The organism is Gemmatimonadales bacterium, assembly GCA_030697825.1.
Taxonomy (GTDB): Bacteria; Gemmatimonadota; Gemmatimonadetes; order Gemmatimonadales; family JACORV01; genus JACORV01.
On record JAUYOW010000284.1, the window covers coordinates 1 to 15,113 of the forward strand.

General features: G+C 69.8%; 10 protein-coding genes. 4 read left to right on the forward strand and 6 right to left on the reverse strand.

All coding sequences use genetic code 11. The features are described from left to right. The 6 genes from Q8Q85_13875 to Q8Q85_13900 all read right to left on the reverse strand — a co-directional run. Positions 1-534 (reverse strand): cytochrome c (locus Q8Q85_13875; GenBank protein MDP3775347.1); only part of this gene is annotated, 534 nt, incomplete at its 3' end. After that, complete coding sequence (locus tag Q8Q85_13880) at positions 534-1,133, reverse strand: cbb3-type cytochrome c oxidase subunit II (GenBank protein MDP3775348.1); 600 nt, start codon at positions 1,131-1,133, stop codon at positions 534-536. The genes Q8Q85_13880 and Q8Q85_13875, both read right to left, overlap by 1 nt. Then, positions 1,130-2,593, reverse strand: a complete 1,464-nt coding sequence (locus Q8Q85_13885) for a cbb3-type cytochrome c oxidase subunit I (protein ID MDP3775349.1) — start codon at positions 2,591-2,593, stop codon at positions 1,130-1,132. The genes Q8Q85_13880 and Q8Q85_13885 overlap by 4 nt, the downstream gene beginning before the upstream one ends. After that, entirely contained in the window at positions 2,590-2,775 is a 186-nt protein-coding gene (gene ccoS / locus Q8Q85_13890; protein MDP3775350.1) for a cbb3-type cytochrome oxidase assembly protein CcoS, read from the reverse strand. Before ccoS ends, Q8Q85_13885 begins: the two co-directional genes overlap by 4 nt. 75 nt (positions 2,776-2,850) lie before the next feature. Further along, complete coding sequence (locus tag Q8Q85_13895) at positions 2,851-3,939, reverse strand: LptF/LptG family permease (GenBank protein MDP3775351.1); 1,089 nt, start codon at positions 3,937-3,939, stop codon at positions 2,851-2,853. Next, positions 3,936-5,453 (reverse strand): LptF/LptG family permease, encoded by a 1,518-nt coding sequence (locus Q8Q85_13900; GenBank protein ID MDP3775352.1) that lies wholly within the window; start codon positions 5,451-5,453, stop codon positions 3,936-3,938. Before Q8Q85_13900 ends, Q8Q85_13895 begins: the two co-directional genes overlap by 4 nt. 100 nt (positions 5,454-5,553) lie before the next feature. Here Q8Q85_13900 and sprA point away from each other — a divergent pair, with 100 nt between their 5' ends. From sprA to pilB, 4 genes are all read left to right on the forward strand, one after another. Continuing rightward, positions 5,554-11,691: a cell surface protein SprA gene (sprA, locus tag Q8Q85_13905; protein MDP3775353.1), complete on the forward strand. Its 6,138-nt coding sequence runs from the start codon at positions 5,554-5,556 to the stop codon at positions 11,689-11,691. Then, positions 11,688-12,584 carry a M28 family peptidase gene (locus Q8Q85_13910; protein MDP3775354.1) on the forward strand — a complete coding sequence of 299 codons (897 nt, stop codon included), beginning with the start codon at positions 11,688-11,690 and terminating at the stop codon, positions 12,582-12,584. The genes sprA and Q8Q85_13910 overlap by 4 nt, the downstream gene beginning before the upstream one ends. 64 nt (positions 12,585-12,648) lie before the next feature. After that, positions 12,649-13,332 carry a helix-hairpin-helix domain-containing protein gene (locus Q8Q85_13915; GenBank protein MDP3775355.1) on the forward strand — a complete coding sequence of 228 codons (684 nt, stop codon included), beginning with the start codon at positions 12,649-12,651 and terminating at the stop codon, positions 13,330-13,332. Between the two features lie 103 nt (positions 13,333-13,435). Next, positions 13,436-15,112 carry a type IV-A pilus assembly ATPase PilB gene (gene pilB / locus Q8Q85_13920; GenBank protein ID MDP3775356.1) on the forward strand — a complete coding sequence of 559 codons (1,677 nt, stop codon included), beginning with the start codon at positions 13,436-13,438 and terminating at the stop codon, positions 15,110-15,112. The last annotated feature ends 1 nt before the right edge of the window (position 15,113 follow it).

Consider the following 15,113-nt stretch of genomic DNA (forward strand, 5'->3'; position numbering starts at 1 on the left):
CGCGAGCTCGGCGTCGCCGAGCTGCTTCCACGGCGGCATGGCTCCGTTGTACCGGACGCCCTTCACGGTCACCGGCCCGCCCAGACCGTTCAGCACCACCCGCGCCAGGCGGCCGGCGTCGCCGGTCACATACTCCGAGCCCGCGAGGGGCGGGAAGAGGCCCGGCGTGCCTTCACCGTTCGCCTGGTGGCAAGCCGCGCAGGTCCCGGCGTACACGGCGGCGCCATCCACCGCCCTTGCGGCACCCGACGTGTCGGCTACGCGGCCGGCCATCATCTGGCGCGGCCCGACGGGCGCGTGGACCGCTTCCTCGCCGGCGAAAACACCGCTGTAGCGCCCCATATAGAACCCGCCGAAGACCAGCGCCACCACCGCGCAGGCCCAGAACCACCACGGTCCCGATTCGCCCCCCTCGCCGGGCTCGTGCGGCTCGCGGAACGCCTGCCGGTGGACGGCGAGGATGTCAACGTCGCGGCCCGGCCCCTCGGCGGCCTCGATGTCCTCGGGAGGGACGCCGCGGTCGGGTGTGCTCATCAGTGGCCCGCCGCGCCGGGGGAGGGCCCCGAGCGCGGGAAGTTGCGGTTCAGGCTGAGGAGGTAGTCCACCAAGTGGCGGGCGTCGTCGGTCGCCACCACGACCTTCCCGGCGGGCGCCACGCCTTCCGGCAGCTCCACCACCTCGTCGTTCATCTCCCCGCGGTCCTTCAGCGTGAAGAGGAAGCGGAACGACGGCATCACCGAGCCGGGGACCAGCGCGCGCGGCTGGTAGAGGTGCGCGTAGTGCCACGAACGGCTGGGCTGGCGGACCGCGATGTTCATGAGGTCGGGGCCGGTGCGCATGGTGCCCAGGAGGTGCGGCCGGTCGTAACGGTAGTCATCGGGATACGAGGCGCGGCCCCAGTTCCGCCCCTGGTCGGTCCCGTAGAGCGGGTCGCGCACCTGCTGGCTGTGGCAGTACACGCAGCCCATCGACGCGTAGATCTTCCGGCCCGCCTGCTCGGAGTCCGCGTAGGCGCGCAGCCCGTCCGGTGGCGCCACTACGGAGAGCTGGCGGTGGGGCAGGTAGGCCAGCACGAAGAACGCGAAGACCGCGGTGGACACTGCGCCGGCGAAAAAGACACGGAAGGTGTTCATCGCGGCAGCTCCGGCGCGCGCCTCGAGTACGAACGGCGGTCCGACCAGGCCGGCTCGCGGCGCAGCGGGCCGCGGCGGCTCACCGTCAGCCAGTAGTGGTACGCGAACACGAAGTGCGAGAGCACCATCAGCGAGCCACCCACGGTGCGCGCCACCAGGTATGGCTTGGTGATGTTCACGGAGTCCATGAACGGCCGCGAGGCGTCGAGCATGGCCTGGCCCTGGAGCCACCCGCCGTAGCAGAGCGCGCCCACGTAGATCGCCATGCCGCCGAGCGCCATCCAGAAGTGCAGCCGGATGAGCCGGCCGCTCGGCCACTCCCAGTCCACCAGGCGCGGCACGATGAAGTAGTAGGCGCCGAAGATGATGAACCCCGCGAACCCGTAGAGCCCGAAGTGCGCGTGCCCGATCGTGTACTGGGTGAAGTGCACCACCCGGTTGAACGACCGCAGCGCCTCGACCGAGCCCTGCACGCTCACGGCCGTGTACATCATCGAGCCCAGGACGACGAAGCGGAGGGTGGGGCTGTGCTTCAGGGCCTCGAACCGCCCGATCATGGTGCTGTGGAAGTTCACGGCGGTGGCCGCGACCGGGATCACCATCATCACGCTGGCCGTGATGGAGGTCGTGATCACCCAGGTGGGCAGCGGCCCGCCGATGAGGTGGTGGTGCCCGTTCAGGCTGTAGAAGAACGCCAGCGACCAGAACCCCACCAGCGAAAGGTTGTAGCTGTGCACCGGGCGGCCGAGGACCTTGGGGATGAGGTAGTACGCGCCGGCCAGAGAGATCGGCGTGATCCACAGCCCGAGGGCGTTGTGGCCGAACCACCAGTTCACGGCCGCCTGCTCGACGCCGCCGAAGATGGGCAGGTTGGCGGTCACGAAGATGATGGGGAACCACACCATCGCGGCGAGGATGTACCAGACGCTGACGTAGAAGTGCCTGGTCCTGCGGCGCGCGACGGTGACCAGGACGCTGAGGGCCATCAGGCCGCCGCTCAGCGCGACGATGAGGTCGATCGGGAGCGGGATCTCCAGCCATTCCATGCCGTCGGTCCAGCCCGCGAGGATCGCACCGAGGCCCAGGATCATGAAGAGGTTCCAGCCCCATGCGGCGGCCATGGCGAAGCCGGGCATGAAGAGTGGCGCCCGCACCAGGCGCGGGATCATCCAGACCGCCATGCCTATGAGCGCCATGGAGGTCCAGCCGTAGGCGACCGCGTTGAGGTGCACCGTCCGGACGCGGCCGAAGGTCCACAGCGCCTGGCCGGTCAGCCAGTCGGGGAACTGGAACTTGAGGGACGCGATGAGGCCGAAGATCGAGCCGACGACCAGCCAGACGACGGCGGAATGGAAGAAGAGTAGCGCGGGGCGCCGGGTGCTGGTGTCCGCGGCCACGCGCTCGGCGAGCGCGACGTCGGGCGGCGGGCTGTCCTCGTAGACGAAGGGGACGGCCGTCACGGGGTGTCCTCGCGCCGCTCGACCGCGGGCCGCGGCACGTCGTCCTCGTCGTCGAACACGAGGTATCGCGCGTCGGAGGCGTCACTGAACTGACCGCTTCGTATCGCCCACCAGAACGCCGCGCCCGCGATGACCCCGCCGACGGCGCAGACGCCGAGGATGAACATGCCGGCTGTATTCATGGGTGCCACTAAAGTGCTGCGCGGCGCGGGCCGGGGGCAAGCCCGGGCAAGGCGCCCGGGACTCGTCGGCGTTGCCTAGGTGCGGGCCCGCGCGAAGAGGACCAACCCCGCCGTCCCGAAGATCCCGTTGGGCAGCCACGCGGCGAGCAAGGGCGGGATGACGCCACCGGCGCCGACGGCCTTGGAGATCTGGATCATGACGAGGAAGACGATGGTCGTGGCGAGGCTCAGCGCGATGCCGTAGGTGGCGCCGCTGCGCGCGCCGGAGAGGCCCAGCGGCGCCCCGAAGAGGGCGATGATGAGGCAGGTGAGCGGGATCGCGACCTTGAGAGCGCGCTCGACCTGGAGCTTGTTGGCGTCGCTGCCCGAGCGCTCCAGTGTCTCCACGTACCGGCTGAGCTCGGCGTAGCGCATCTGCTCGGGGGCCTTGGGCTCGATGAGGAGGTCCTGGGGCCGCTCGGTCATGGCCTTCTGGCGCAGCGAGTCGAAGCTGAACGCCACCTCGCGGTCCGGGCCGAGGAATAGCCGCATCGTCCCGGCGCTCATGGTCCACCCGGAGGCGGGCTTCCAGTCGGCTCGGGAGGCGGTGAGGAAGTAGCCGGGGAAGTCGGGCCCGGTGCCTTCGCGCTCGATCTGCACGTCGAGCATCTCGTGCCGCGGCACGTTGAGGCTGCGGACGGCGTACACGCGGCCCCCATCGGCGCGGTAGACGAAGTTGTAGCGGGCAGAGGTGGACCGCAGCTCGCGTTCGCCCAGCAACTCCGCGCGGTGCTCGTTGGCCAGCGGCGCCGCCTCGCCGAGGAAGAAGGTCAGCACGCTCGCCAGAAGGGCCAGCGCGAAGGCGGGGGCGACCATCCGGTGGAAGGAGATGCCGGAGGCCTTGGCGGCGGTGATCTCGGAGTGGCGCGAGAAGGCCCCGACGGAGAAGACCGTGGCGAACAGCACGGCCGCCGGCGTGATCAGGAAGATCTGCTCGGGGAAGTAGTAGAGGTACGCCAGGGCGATGTTCTTCCATGTGACGTGGCTGCTGAGGTAGCGGTCGATGTTGTCGGTCAGGTTGAACATGATCGTGACCAGCGGGAAGCCGATCACGGTGATCGCGAAGATCTTGAGGAACTCGCCGGCTACGTAGCGGTCGAGGACCCGCACCACGCCGCGGGTCATCTCGCGCCTCGGAGCTTGGCGACCAGCTCCGACCATGCGCCGCTGCGGCTGCTCGCGTGCTCGTGGCCGAGCCGGAGGAAGATCCACAGCCCTACCGCCGTCATGAGCAGGTTCGGGGTCCACATCGCCCAGAAGGGCGGGATGATGAGCAGGTCGGCGAGGGTCTCGCCGCCGATCAGGCCCACGTAATAGAAACCGAAGATGCCGACGCTCGCGCCGATGACGAGGCCGACCCCGCCGCGCGGGAAGCGCAGCGCCACGGGCGCGCCGATCAGCACGAAGACGAGGCACGAGGCGGCGATAGAGAGCTTCTTGTGGATCTCCACTTGGAAGCTGGCGGCGTGGTGGCGCGCGTTCCGGCGGCGGGACTCCAGCACCGCGAGCTGCCCCTTCAGGCGCCCGCCGTCCGGGTCGGGGTCGGGCAGCGCCGCGACCGGCCGTGGCGCCAGTCTGACGGCGCGGCTCAGTGAATCGGCAAGGGCGGCGGGCCGGCGGGCGGGGGTCTGGGCCTGGGCGGCGGCGGGCCCGAGCCACCGGCCTAGGCGCGCCATCGCGCCGCAGTACGCGGAGGCGAGGCGGGAGGGCAGGACCTCGGGAGCCGCGCCCCCGCCCGGCGCCGGTAGCGGGCGCGCGCCCAGCAGTTGGCGCGCGTCGTTCTCCAGCAGCGCGACGCGCTCGCGGCCGATGCCCGCGAGCGTGCGCGCGTCCGAGTTCACCACTGCCCCCATCTCGCACACGCCCATCTCGCGGTCGCCCCTGAACTGGTCATCCTCGGTGCGTTCCAGCTGGTTGGAGACGTTGTGCACCCTGACGAGGTCGGTATGGAAGAACACCCGCCGGAACGTGCTGGCCTGGGCGCGGTCGTAGTCGTGGACGTAGCCGTCGAAGAGCGTGAGGTGGAGGTCGGTGCGGTCGGTGTTGAAGCGCATGTACCCGCTGTCCGCGTAGATCGTCCGCCGCCGGTCAAGGTTGCCGAGGTCGTAGATCACGACGTCCCTGAGCCGGTCGGTCGCGGGATCGATGCGGCCGGCGCGCAGGAAGAACTGGCCGGGCAGGACCTCGTTGACCATCTGTTCCTTGAGGTCGAAGGTCGGCCGCTTGCGCGCGATGTCCACCAGCAGCGTCTTGAGGCGGTGGTTGGCTCGCGGGAGGACCTGATCGATGAAGAGGAAAGTACCGGCGGTGACGAGGCAGGCGGCGACGAGGACGGGCCGCATCAGACGGGCCAGGTTGATGCCGCCGGCCTTGAGCGCGGTGATCTCGTTGTCCGAGGCCAGCCGGGCGAAGGCGTACAGCACCGCCATCAGCACCGCCATGGGCAAGGTCATCGCCACGATGAACGGCACCGAGAGCCCGAACACCTCCCCGATGACGCCCCAAGGGAGCCCCTTTCCCACCAGGCTGCTGAACTGCCGGGCCAGCTGGTTGGCCAGCATCAGCCCGGTGAGCGCCCCCAGCGCGAAAACGAACGGCGCGAGGTGTTCCTTGAGCAGGTACCGGGTAAGGATCTTCACGGCGTGTGGGACCGCCCCGTTCGGGGTTGAGGCGCCCCATGGGCGCCCTTATACTTCGCCATCGAGAGTCGGCGGAAATAATACCCCATCTGCGGAAAAAGTGACGCGCACCCTCGTCGCGATCACGCTCCTCGCTTCGCTCGCCGCCCCACCAGCCATCGCGCAGCAGCCCGATTCCCTGCCGGGCGTGCGGTCGATGCGGCTGAGACGGGACACCTTGCGCGTCGCCGTGCCGCCCGTTCTGGTTGGCGCGGGCCGCGCGGTGGCCCCGCGCCCCGACCCCGATGCCCTGGCGCGGGCTTGGGCCGACTCGGTGGCGGCCCGGCTGGCGGTGCGGGCGGACGCTCGGTGGCGCGTCGGGATCGGCGGCGGTGACACCAGCCTGCTCCTCGTGCCGAGGCTGCCGGGCTTGGCGCCCTTCGACCCCCTCCTGGCTCCCCAGCCCGCCAGCCGGAACCCGCTGGTCCTCTCGCAGTACGCCGAACTGGGCTTCCAACTGAACGCGCGTTTCGAGGCGAGGCTCGACCGGCTGCGGAACCTGCGGTGCACCGCCTCCGAAGCGAACCAGGTCGCGTCGGGGTGCCGCGGCGGATTCACGCCGCCCCGGCTCGAGCCGCAGTTCAACGTGCGCACCGGCGGCGTGGTCGGGCAGCGGGTCCACCTGAACGTGGACTACGACTCCGAGCGCGAGTTCGACGCCTCCAACAACATCCAGGTCTACTACCAGGGCCTGGAGGACGAGATCCTCCAGCGGGTGCAGGTCGGCAACGTGACGTTCACTGCGCCGAGCTCGCGTTTCATCACGGGCGGCATCCCGGCTAACAACTTCGGCTTCCTGCTCGAGGGGCAGTTCGGCGCGCTGGACTGGACCGCGATCTTCGCCCAGCAGAAGGGCAACGTCGTGCGCGGCCGCACCTTCACCGTGGGTGAGCGGACCGTGCAGCCGCTGGACCGCGAGGTAGTGGACCGCGACTTCGAGCCGCTGCGCTTCTTCTTCGTGACCGACCCTTCGGCACTTCCCGCCTACCCCGCGCTCGACGTCCTGAACCTGAACCTCTCCACCCTTTCGCCGAGCCAGCGCGCCACGCAGGTGCGTATCTACCGGCGCCGCAGCACCCTGGGCCGCACCGCCGCCGAGCAGAACCTCGGCGGGATCGAGGCGGTGGCGGTCCGAGACGACAGCCCGCAGCGCGCCGGGCCCTTCGTCTGGGAGCAGCTTCAGGAGGGCAGGGACTATTATCTCGACCAGTCGGGTCTCTGGTTCGCGCTGACGAACCGGCTCGACCAGAACGACTTCCTCGCCGTCTCGTACGTGACCGCCGCCGGCGACACGGTGGGGACGTTCCCGGCCGTGTCCGTGGAAGGACGCGTCGACACGCTCCGCCTGATCTACGAGCCGCGGCGCGCCGCGGACGTGCCCACCTTCCGTTACGAGATGCGCAACGTCTACCGGGTGGGGGGCGTGGACGACGTGGTCCGCGAGTCGTCGCGCCTCCAGATCGTGGTGAACGAGTCGGAGCGGCCTGCCTCCGGTGCGGCCACCTTCCTGTCGCTGCTCGGGTTGGCCCAGGAGAGCGACCCCACGACCTTCGACCAGTACAACCGGCTGTTCCCGCGCCAGCGGGACCCCGCGGGCGGCGCGCCGGTGCGCGACCTTTTCGTCGTCTTCCCGCACCTGACGCCGTTCGCGGACAGCAGCCGCCTGCCGGCCCAGTTCCGCACCGACTCGCTCTACCGGACGCCGTCGTACCTGCTGCGCACCCAAGGCCCTGCGCCGCTCTACGCCATGCGGCTCAACTACGATGCGCGGGGCGGTGAGGACCGCAGCAGGCTCTCGGTGGGCGGCTTCCAGATCCGGGAGGGCAGCGAGAAGATCATCGCGAACGGGCGCACGCTGGTCCGCAACACCGACTACACCATCAACTACGAGATAGGAGAGGTCCAGTTCGTCGCGCCCGATGCGTTGTTCGCGCAGACCACGCAGGTCACGGTGCAGTACGAGGAGAACCCGGCGTTCGCGATCGCGCCGACCTCCATCTACGGGCTCCAGACCCGGTACGATTTCGGCGACCACGGAACCCTGTCGGTCATCGGGCTCCTCCAGCGCGAGCGGACCACCTTCACTCGGCCGCCGCTCGGGTTCGAGCCGTCATCGAGCTTCATCGCGGGCGTTTCGGGGAACTTCCGCTTCGAGCCGCGGAGGCTGACCCGCCTCATCGATGCGCTGCCGCTCATCGAGACCGACGTGCCGTCGCGCATCACCGTCGACGCTGAGCTCGCCACCTCGAGGCCGTCCCCCAACCAGCTGGGCGTCGCGTACGTCGAGACCTTCGAGGGAGAGGGCGGCACCTTCATCCCGCTCAGCGAGAATTTGTGGGAGTACGGCAGCCGCCCCGCCTCGGCCCGCGGGCTCGGCGGAGGCGGAGTGGACCCGGTCACCGGCTTCGCGGACGCCGACGCGTCGCCGCTCATCTGGCAGAACCTGATCGGCGTGGTCGGCGACCGCACGCTCCAACTACGGTCGCGCGACATCGACCCCTCGATAGTCGTGCAGGGAGCCGGCGAGTCGGCGGAAACGGTGCTCTGGCTGACGCTCCACCCCGACACCGTCGGGGGAGCGGCCGACAGCGTTGGACGGGCGCGCTGGCTCGTTCCCCATACTCCGGGGCCCCGCTGGCGCTCGATCTCCCAGGCGCTGTCGGCCACCGGCGTCGACCTCTCGCGCACCGAGTTCCTGGAGTTCTGGGTGCTCGATCCCGGAGATATCGCCCGCACCGCCGGAGCCACCATCGCGCTCGACTTCGGGACCGTCCACGAGGACGCGGTGGACTTCCTGCCGACCGGATTCCGGGTGAGCGGGCGGGACACCGTGTACACCGGCCGCCGCCGCGCCGGGGAAGGTCGCCTCGACACCGAGCGCGACCCGCTCACCAACGCCTTCAACGCCGCGCTCGACGACAACGGGATCCTGGGCGATGTCGCCGACAGCATCCGCAACGAGGACACCGGCGAGATGGTCCGCGACCTGCCGATCTGCCGCTCCGCGCTCGGGCAGCAGCTGGTGGTGTACGACTGGGGCAATCTCGCCGTCCACTGCACCCGGCGGAACGGGTCGGTGGACACCGAGGACCTGAACAACGACCAGAACCTCGACACGCTGATCACCGCCCCGGCGGAGAGCTACTTCCGCTATGTGTTCCCGGTGGGCGACAGCCGCTACTTCGTGCGCGACGGCAGGTCCCTCGCGGGGGAGGGTTCCACCACCGTCGGCACCTGGAAGCTGTACCGCATCCCCTTCCGCGCCGACACCTTGCAGATCGGCCTCCCCGATATCCGCCAGGTCCGCGCGCTGAGGATGACGGTGACCGTCCCGGACCAGCCGCAGGCCGAGCAGCGCCTGTTCCTGGCGCTGGCCCGCGCGAAGCTGGTCGGGGCGCCGTGGGTTAAGCGCGCCGGCTCGCCGATCACCGGCCTGGCCGGGTCCCGCGGTCTCACCCACGGCGAAGTGATCGCGAGCGTCGTCACCACCGAGAACCGCGCCGACCTCGGCTACACACCGCCGCCCGGCGTGACGGACCTGGGTGCGAGCCGCGGCGGGAACTTCCAGGTCGGCGCTACCGAGATCAACGAGAAATCGCTGCGGCTCATCGGGTACGACGTCCGCGCGGGCGAGCGCGCCGAGGCGTTCTTCCGCTTCCCCGAGGGCGACCGGAACTTCCTTGGCTACCGGCAGCTGCGGGTGTGGGCGCGCGGGCGGGGCAGCGGGTGGGACAACGGCCAGCTCGCCTTCTACGTGAAGGTGGCCCAGGACGAGAACAACTTCTACCTGTATCGCGCCGGCGCCCGCACCACGACCTGGGAACCGGAGGTGGTGGTGGACTTCAACCGCTGGCTCCAGCTGCGCGCGCAGATTGAGGCGCGCTACCTGAGCGGCCTGCCGCCCGATACGGCGGCCACGCGGCGGTGCGGCGGCGATACCCTCGCGTACGTCGCGTGCGACCCGCAACGCACCTACGTGGTCCACGTGCGCAACCCGGGCGTCGCGCCGCCCAACCTCTCCCGCGTTCACGAGCTGGCGGTAGGCTTCGTGCGGGACAGCGGCCTGGCGCAGGACAGCGCCGAGGTGTGGGTGGACGACATCCGTCTCACCCAGGTCGTGAACGACGCGGGGTACGCGGGCGCCGTGAACCTGCGCATCTCGGTCGCCGACGTGGCCGACTTCGCGGTATCCGCGACCCGGAAGGACGCGCAGTTCCGCCAGCTGGGCGATGAGCCGTCGTACGTCACTTCCAACAACTTCGCTCTGGCCGGCACGGTGCGGCTCGAGCGACTGGGGCTGGAGCCTCTGGGGGTCAGCGCACCGTTCACCTTCCGCAGCGATCGTTCCGGGAGCGATCCGTATTTCCTGAACCGCACCGACGTCCTGGCCGGCGGGCTCGGCGACCTCCGGCGCCCCCATCAGTCCAGCTCCTCGTACAGCCTCTCGCTAAGGCGCACCCGGCGCGGCACCCAGTGGTGGCAGCGCGCCTTCGTGGACAACCTCGGCCTGAACGGCGCGTGGTCGAGCGGTTCCTCCACCAGCGAACTGTCGCGATCGGGAAGCCGGCTGGTGAGCGTCCGCGGCGACTACGCGGTGCAGCCCGCGCCACGCGGCGTGCGCGTCGTGCCCGGTTTCGTGCGGCGCCTGCTGGGGGGCCTGCCGGGGTTCGCGCGGCGCACCGACCTGGTCCGCGGGTTGATGGACGGGCGCCTTCGCTGGACGCCGACTGCGATCCAGGTGACCGCCGACCTCGCGCGGAGCCGAACCACGCGGGAGACGTTCCGCGCCCCCATTCGGACCCCGGGCGACACGCTGAATCCTGCCGTTGTGAACCAGACCGCCTCGCTTCGAACCACGGCGCGGCTCAACACGAGCCCTTTCGGCGCGGCCTCGTCACTGGGCTTCGACGTCTCGACCGACCGCGACCTCCGGAACTACGGGGACACCACCACGATCGGCGTGCTGGCGAGGCAGAGCCGTGGCCGGTTGCTGGGTCTCGACGTCGGCTTCGAGCGCTCCCGCACTCTGGCGACGCGCTTCAACTACGCGCCGCGACTCCTCTCGTGGCTGTCGCCGCGCGTCGGCATGTCGTCCACCTTCGGCATCACGCGCGACGCGAACGGCCGCGAGCCCGAGCGCAGCGGTGACTCGACCGGCGCGTTCCGCCTGCCCACCGCGTTCGCCAACTCGCGCGCCGCCGACGTCGGTGTGACGCTCGACTTCTCGAACGCGCTGCGCGGTCTCGTCCGAGACTCGGCCACCCGGCGCGTCCTCGATCGCTTCCGGCCCATCGAGTACAGCAACCACCTCGACTGGAGATCCCAGTTCGACCGACCGGGGTTCGATCCCGATCTCTCGTACCAGCTCGGCTTCGGCGGCCAGTCCGCGTTCCGCCGGCAGCGGGATCGCATCGCCACTTCCGCGTCGGAGTCCCGCCAGAACCGGCTGAGCTCCGCGCTGCGCCTCCCGCTCGGCCTCGCGGTGGACGGGACGTACGAGGACCGCACCACGCTCGTCTGGTCGCAGCGCGGGACCGGACAGCAGGAGACGCGCACCGCCGAGACGCGGTGGCCCCAGGTGACAGGCCGCTGGGTGTACACGCCGCGCAGCGGCATCCGCCGGGTGATCACGAGCGTCAACGCGAGCGCCGGCATCGCCAAGGCGCGGTCCGAGACCGTCCAGCCGCCGCTCAGCTTGACCGTTGGAGGGGAGGAGGTGACGACGGGCGGCGTGCGCAGCAGCCAGGAGAACCGCTCGACGCCGCTCTCGCTGGGCATCAGCTGGGCCGCGCGGATCGTGACCAGCCTGTCCACGTCGGTGGAGCGCGTGCGCTCGGAACGGTCGAGCAACCTGACCTTCACCGACCGCCGCCGATCCAGCGCGGATCTCTCGTTCTCATTCCGCACGCCGCAGCAGCTGCTGCCCCTTCCCTCCGACATACGGACCTCGCTCCAGCTCCAGAACACGGGGAGCAAGGTGTGCATCCAGCGGGCCGGCACGGCCGACTGCGTGCCCGTCGTTGACTCGCGGCGCCGCGAGTACAACCTCCGCCTGGACACCGAGCTGCCGCCACAAGTAACGGCGGGGCTGTCGGTGGGCTACGTTTTGAGCGACGACCGGCACGCCAACCGCAAGTTCTCGCAGCTCGTGGTCACGGCCAACGTGACGGTGTCCTTCTCCGCGGGGGAGATCCGATGACGCGCAGCGCCCTGATGGGCTTCCTGACGCTGGCAGCCGCCTGCCGAGGCGGGTCGTCACAGGCCTCGCAGCGCTTCGACGGCGCCCAGGCCATGCGCTGGGTGGTGCACCAGGTGGCGGCCGGGCCGCGCGTGCCGGGAACCGTTGGCCACCGGACCATCGGCGAGTGGATGGAAGCCGAGCTGCGTCGCACCGCTGACTCGGTGGAGGTCCAGGCTTTCGACCACGTGACGGCCGGCGGAGACACGCTCCACCTCCGGAACATCATCGCGCGCTTCCGCCCGCAGGACCCGAACCGCGTTCTCTACGTCACCCACTGGGACACGCGCCCCACCGCGGACCAGGAATCCGACCCGGCCAGGCGCAACCTGCCGATCCCCGGAGCCAACGACGGGGCGTCGGGCGTCGCCGTGATGCTCGGCGTCGCGGCGGAGCTCAAAGCCCGGCCGCCCACCCTGGGCGTGGACATCGTCTTCGTGGACGGCGAGGACTACGGAAGCTTCGACGGCGAGGACGTGCTCATCGGCTCGCGGTACTTCGCGCGGCACCTGCCGCAAGGCTACCGCCCCCTGTTCGCCGTGGTCTGGGACATGGTCGGCGACCGGGACCAGCGGTTCGAGCAGGAAGGCTACTCGCTCGACCGCGCCCCTGAAGTGGTCGAGCGGGTATGGCGGACCGCGGAGGAGATCGGCCTCGGCCGCGTGTTCCGGCCCCGGCGCGGCATCGCCCTGACCGACGACCACATCCCGCTCCTCGAGGCGGGGATTCGCGCGATAAATGTCATCGACTTCGACTACCAGCCCTACTGGCATACCACCCAGGACACGCCCGACAAGCTCTCGGCCGAGTCGCTCGCCAACGTAGGACGCCTCGCGCTCGCCCTGGTGCGCTGAAAAACGGTACGGCGGCGCTCAGTTTTGCGCCGCCCTTCCGCCGCCGGTTCGCTAGCTTGGCCACATGTTCACCAAGGACGAGCGCCGCGCGCTCCTCTACCTGGCCGTGGTAGCCGCGGCTGGCGGTGTCCTGCGCGTTGTCCGCTCACCGGCGGACGCGCCGGGAGCCTCGATGGTGGCCCCGGACCTCCCCGGCGACGACCTGGCGCGGCAGGCCGAGCTGGTGCGCGAGGCCACGATCCTCGCCCGGCCGCTCCGGCCCGGGGAGCGAATAGACATGGACCGGGCGAGCGCCAGGGAGATCGAGCGGCTGCCCCGCGTCGGCCCGTCGCTGGCGCGCCGCATCGTGGAGGACCGGGACAGCTTGGGCCCCTTCGGGTCGCTCGAGGTTCTGGGGCGGGTCCTGGGCGTGGGTCCGGGGCTTCTGCGCGCCGTCGAGCGTTCGGTCACGTTTTCGGGCACGCCGCGGCCGGGGCCCGCGGCGCCGGCTGCCGGCACCACCGTGGCGCGACCACTCGGCGCCAAGGCCCGCGGGAGCGGATGCACCACGTCCGGGCCGGTGCCGATCAACCGCGCCACGGCCGCCGAGCTCGAGTGTCTGCCCGGCATCGGGCCGTCGCTCGCGGCGCGCATCGTGGAGGATCGCACCCGCCGCGGTCCGTTTCGCGAAGTGAAAGAGCTGGAACGTGTTGCGGGCATCGGCCCCGCGCTCACGCGGCGCCTCGCGGCGCGCCTCTCCGCGCCTTGACAGGGGGTGGGCCGCCCGTAGTATTCCCCTTTCACCCATTCCTTCAATCGGCTCCCGGCACATGTCTGCACCTGCTCCTGCTCCTGGCGACCGGCTCGGCGACTTGCTCATCAAAGAAGGGCTGATCACCAAAGAGCAGCTCGAGAAGGCGCTTGCCGAACAACGCCAGAACGGCACCCGGATCGGCTTCAACCTCGTCAAGCTCGGCTTCGTCCAGGAGACCGAGATCACCAAGATGCTGGCCCGGCAGTACCGCATGCCGGCGGTGGACCTGGCCCGGTTCGAAGTCGACCCCAAGATCGTCAAGTTGATCCCCGCCGACATCGCCCTGAAGCACCTGGTGCTGCCGCTAAAGCGCGAGGGGCGCACCCTGACGGTGGCGATGGCGGACCCCACCAACATGGGGGTCATAGACGACCTCAAGTTCATCACCCGCTACGACATCTTCCCGGTCATCGCCGGCGAGTACACGCTGCGCGGCGCGCTGGACAAGCACTACGAGCAGGCGGACGCCCAGCTCGACACCATCCTGAAGGACATGGATGCGCAGGCCGATGAGGAGTTGGAAGTCCTCCAGGAGCAGGAAGAGGAAGCGGCGCCCACGACGGTCTCCGACGACGCGCCGGTGGTGAAGCTGATCAACGCCATCCTCACCGACGCCGTGAAGCGTGGCGCCTCGGACATCCACATCGAGCCGTTCGAGCACGAGATCCGGGTCCGCTACCGGATAGACGGCGAGCTGTCGGAGGTGATGAAGCCGCCGCTCAAGCTCAAGGCGGCGCTCACCTCGCGCATCAAGATCATGTCGTCGCTGAACATCGCCGAGCGGCGGGTCCCGCAGGACGGCCGCATCAAGCTCAAGATGGGCAAGCGGGTCATCGATTACCGGGTGTCCATCTGCCCGGTCCTGTTCGGCGAGAAGATCGTGATGCGGATCCTCGACAAGGGCAACCTGACGCTCGACCTTTCGAAGTTCGGGTTCGAGCCCAAGGCGGAGGCCGACCTGTTGAAGGCCATCCTGAACCCGTACGGAATGGTCCTGGTGACCGGGCCGACGGGGTCGGGGAAGACGACGACGCTGTACTCGGCGCTCTCGCGCGTCAACACGATGGAAGTCAACATCATGACCGCTGAGGACCCGGTCGAGTACAACCTGATGGGGATCAACCAGGTCCTGGTCCGGAACGAGATCGGGATGACGTTCGCGGCGGCGCTGAAAGCGTTCCTGCGCCAGGACCCGAACATCATCATGGTGGGGGAGATCCGCGACATCGAGACCGGCGGCATCGCTATCAAGGCGGCGCTCACGGGCCACCTGGTGCTCTCGACGCTGCACACCAATGACGCGCCGTCCACCATCACCCGCATGATCGACATGGGGATCGAGCCGTTCAACGTCTCCTCCGCGGTGAACCTGATCGTGGCGCAGCGGCTGGTGCGGCGGATCTGCAAGGAGTGCAAGGCGGAGGTGAAGTACGACGCGCTCGAGCTCAAGGCCCTCGGGACCACCGAGAAGGAGTGGGACGGGGTTACCTTCTACCGGGGCAAGGGGTGCGAGACGTGCGGCGGCTCGGGCTACAAGGGCCGCGCCGGCCTCTACGAGGTGATGGCGCTCTCGCCCGAGCTCAGGCGGATGATCCTGCGCGGCTCCTCCACGGCGGAGCTTTCGGAACAGGCGGTCAAGGACGGCATGTTGACCCTGCGCATGGACGGCATCGTGAAGATCAAGAAGGGCGCCACCACACTGGAAGAGGTTGTAAAGGAAACCGCGGCGGGATGAG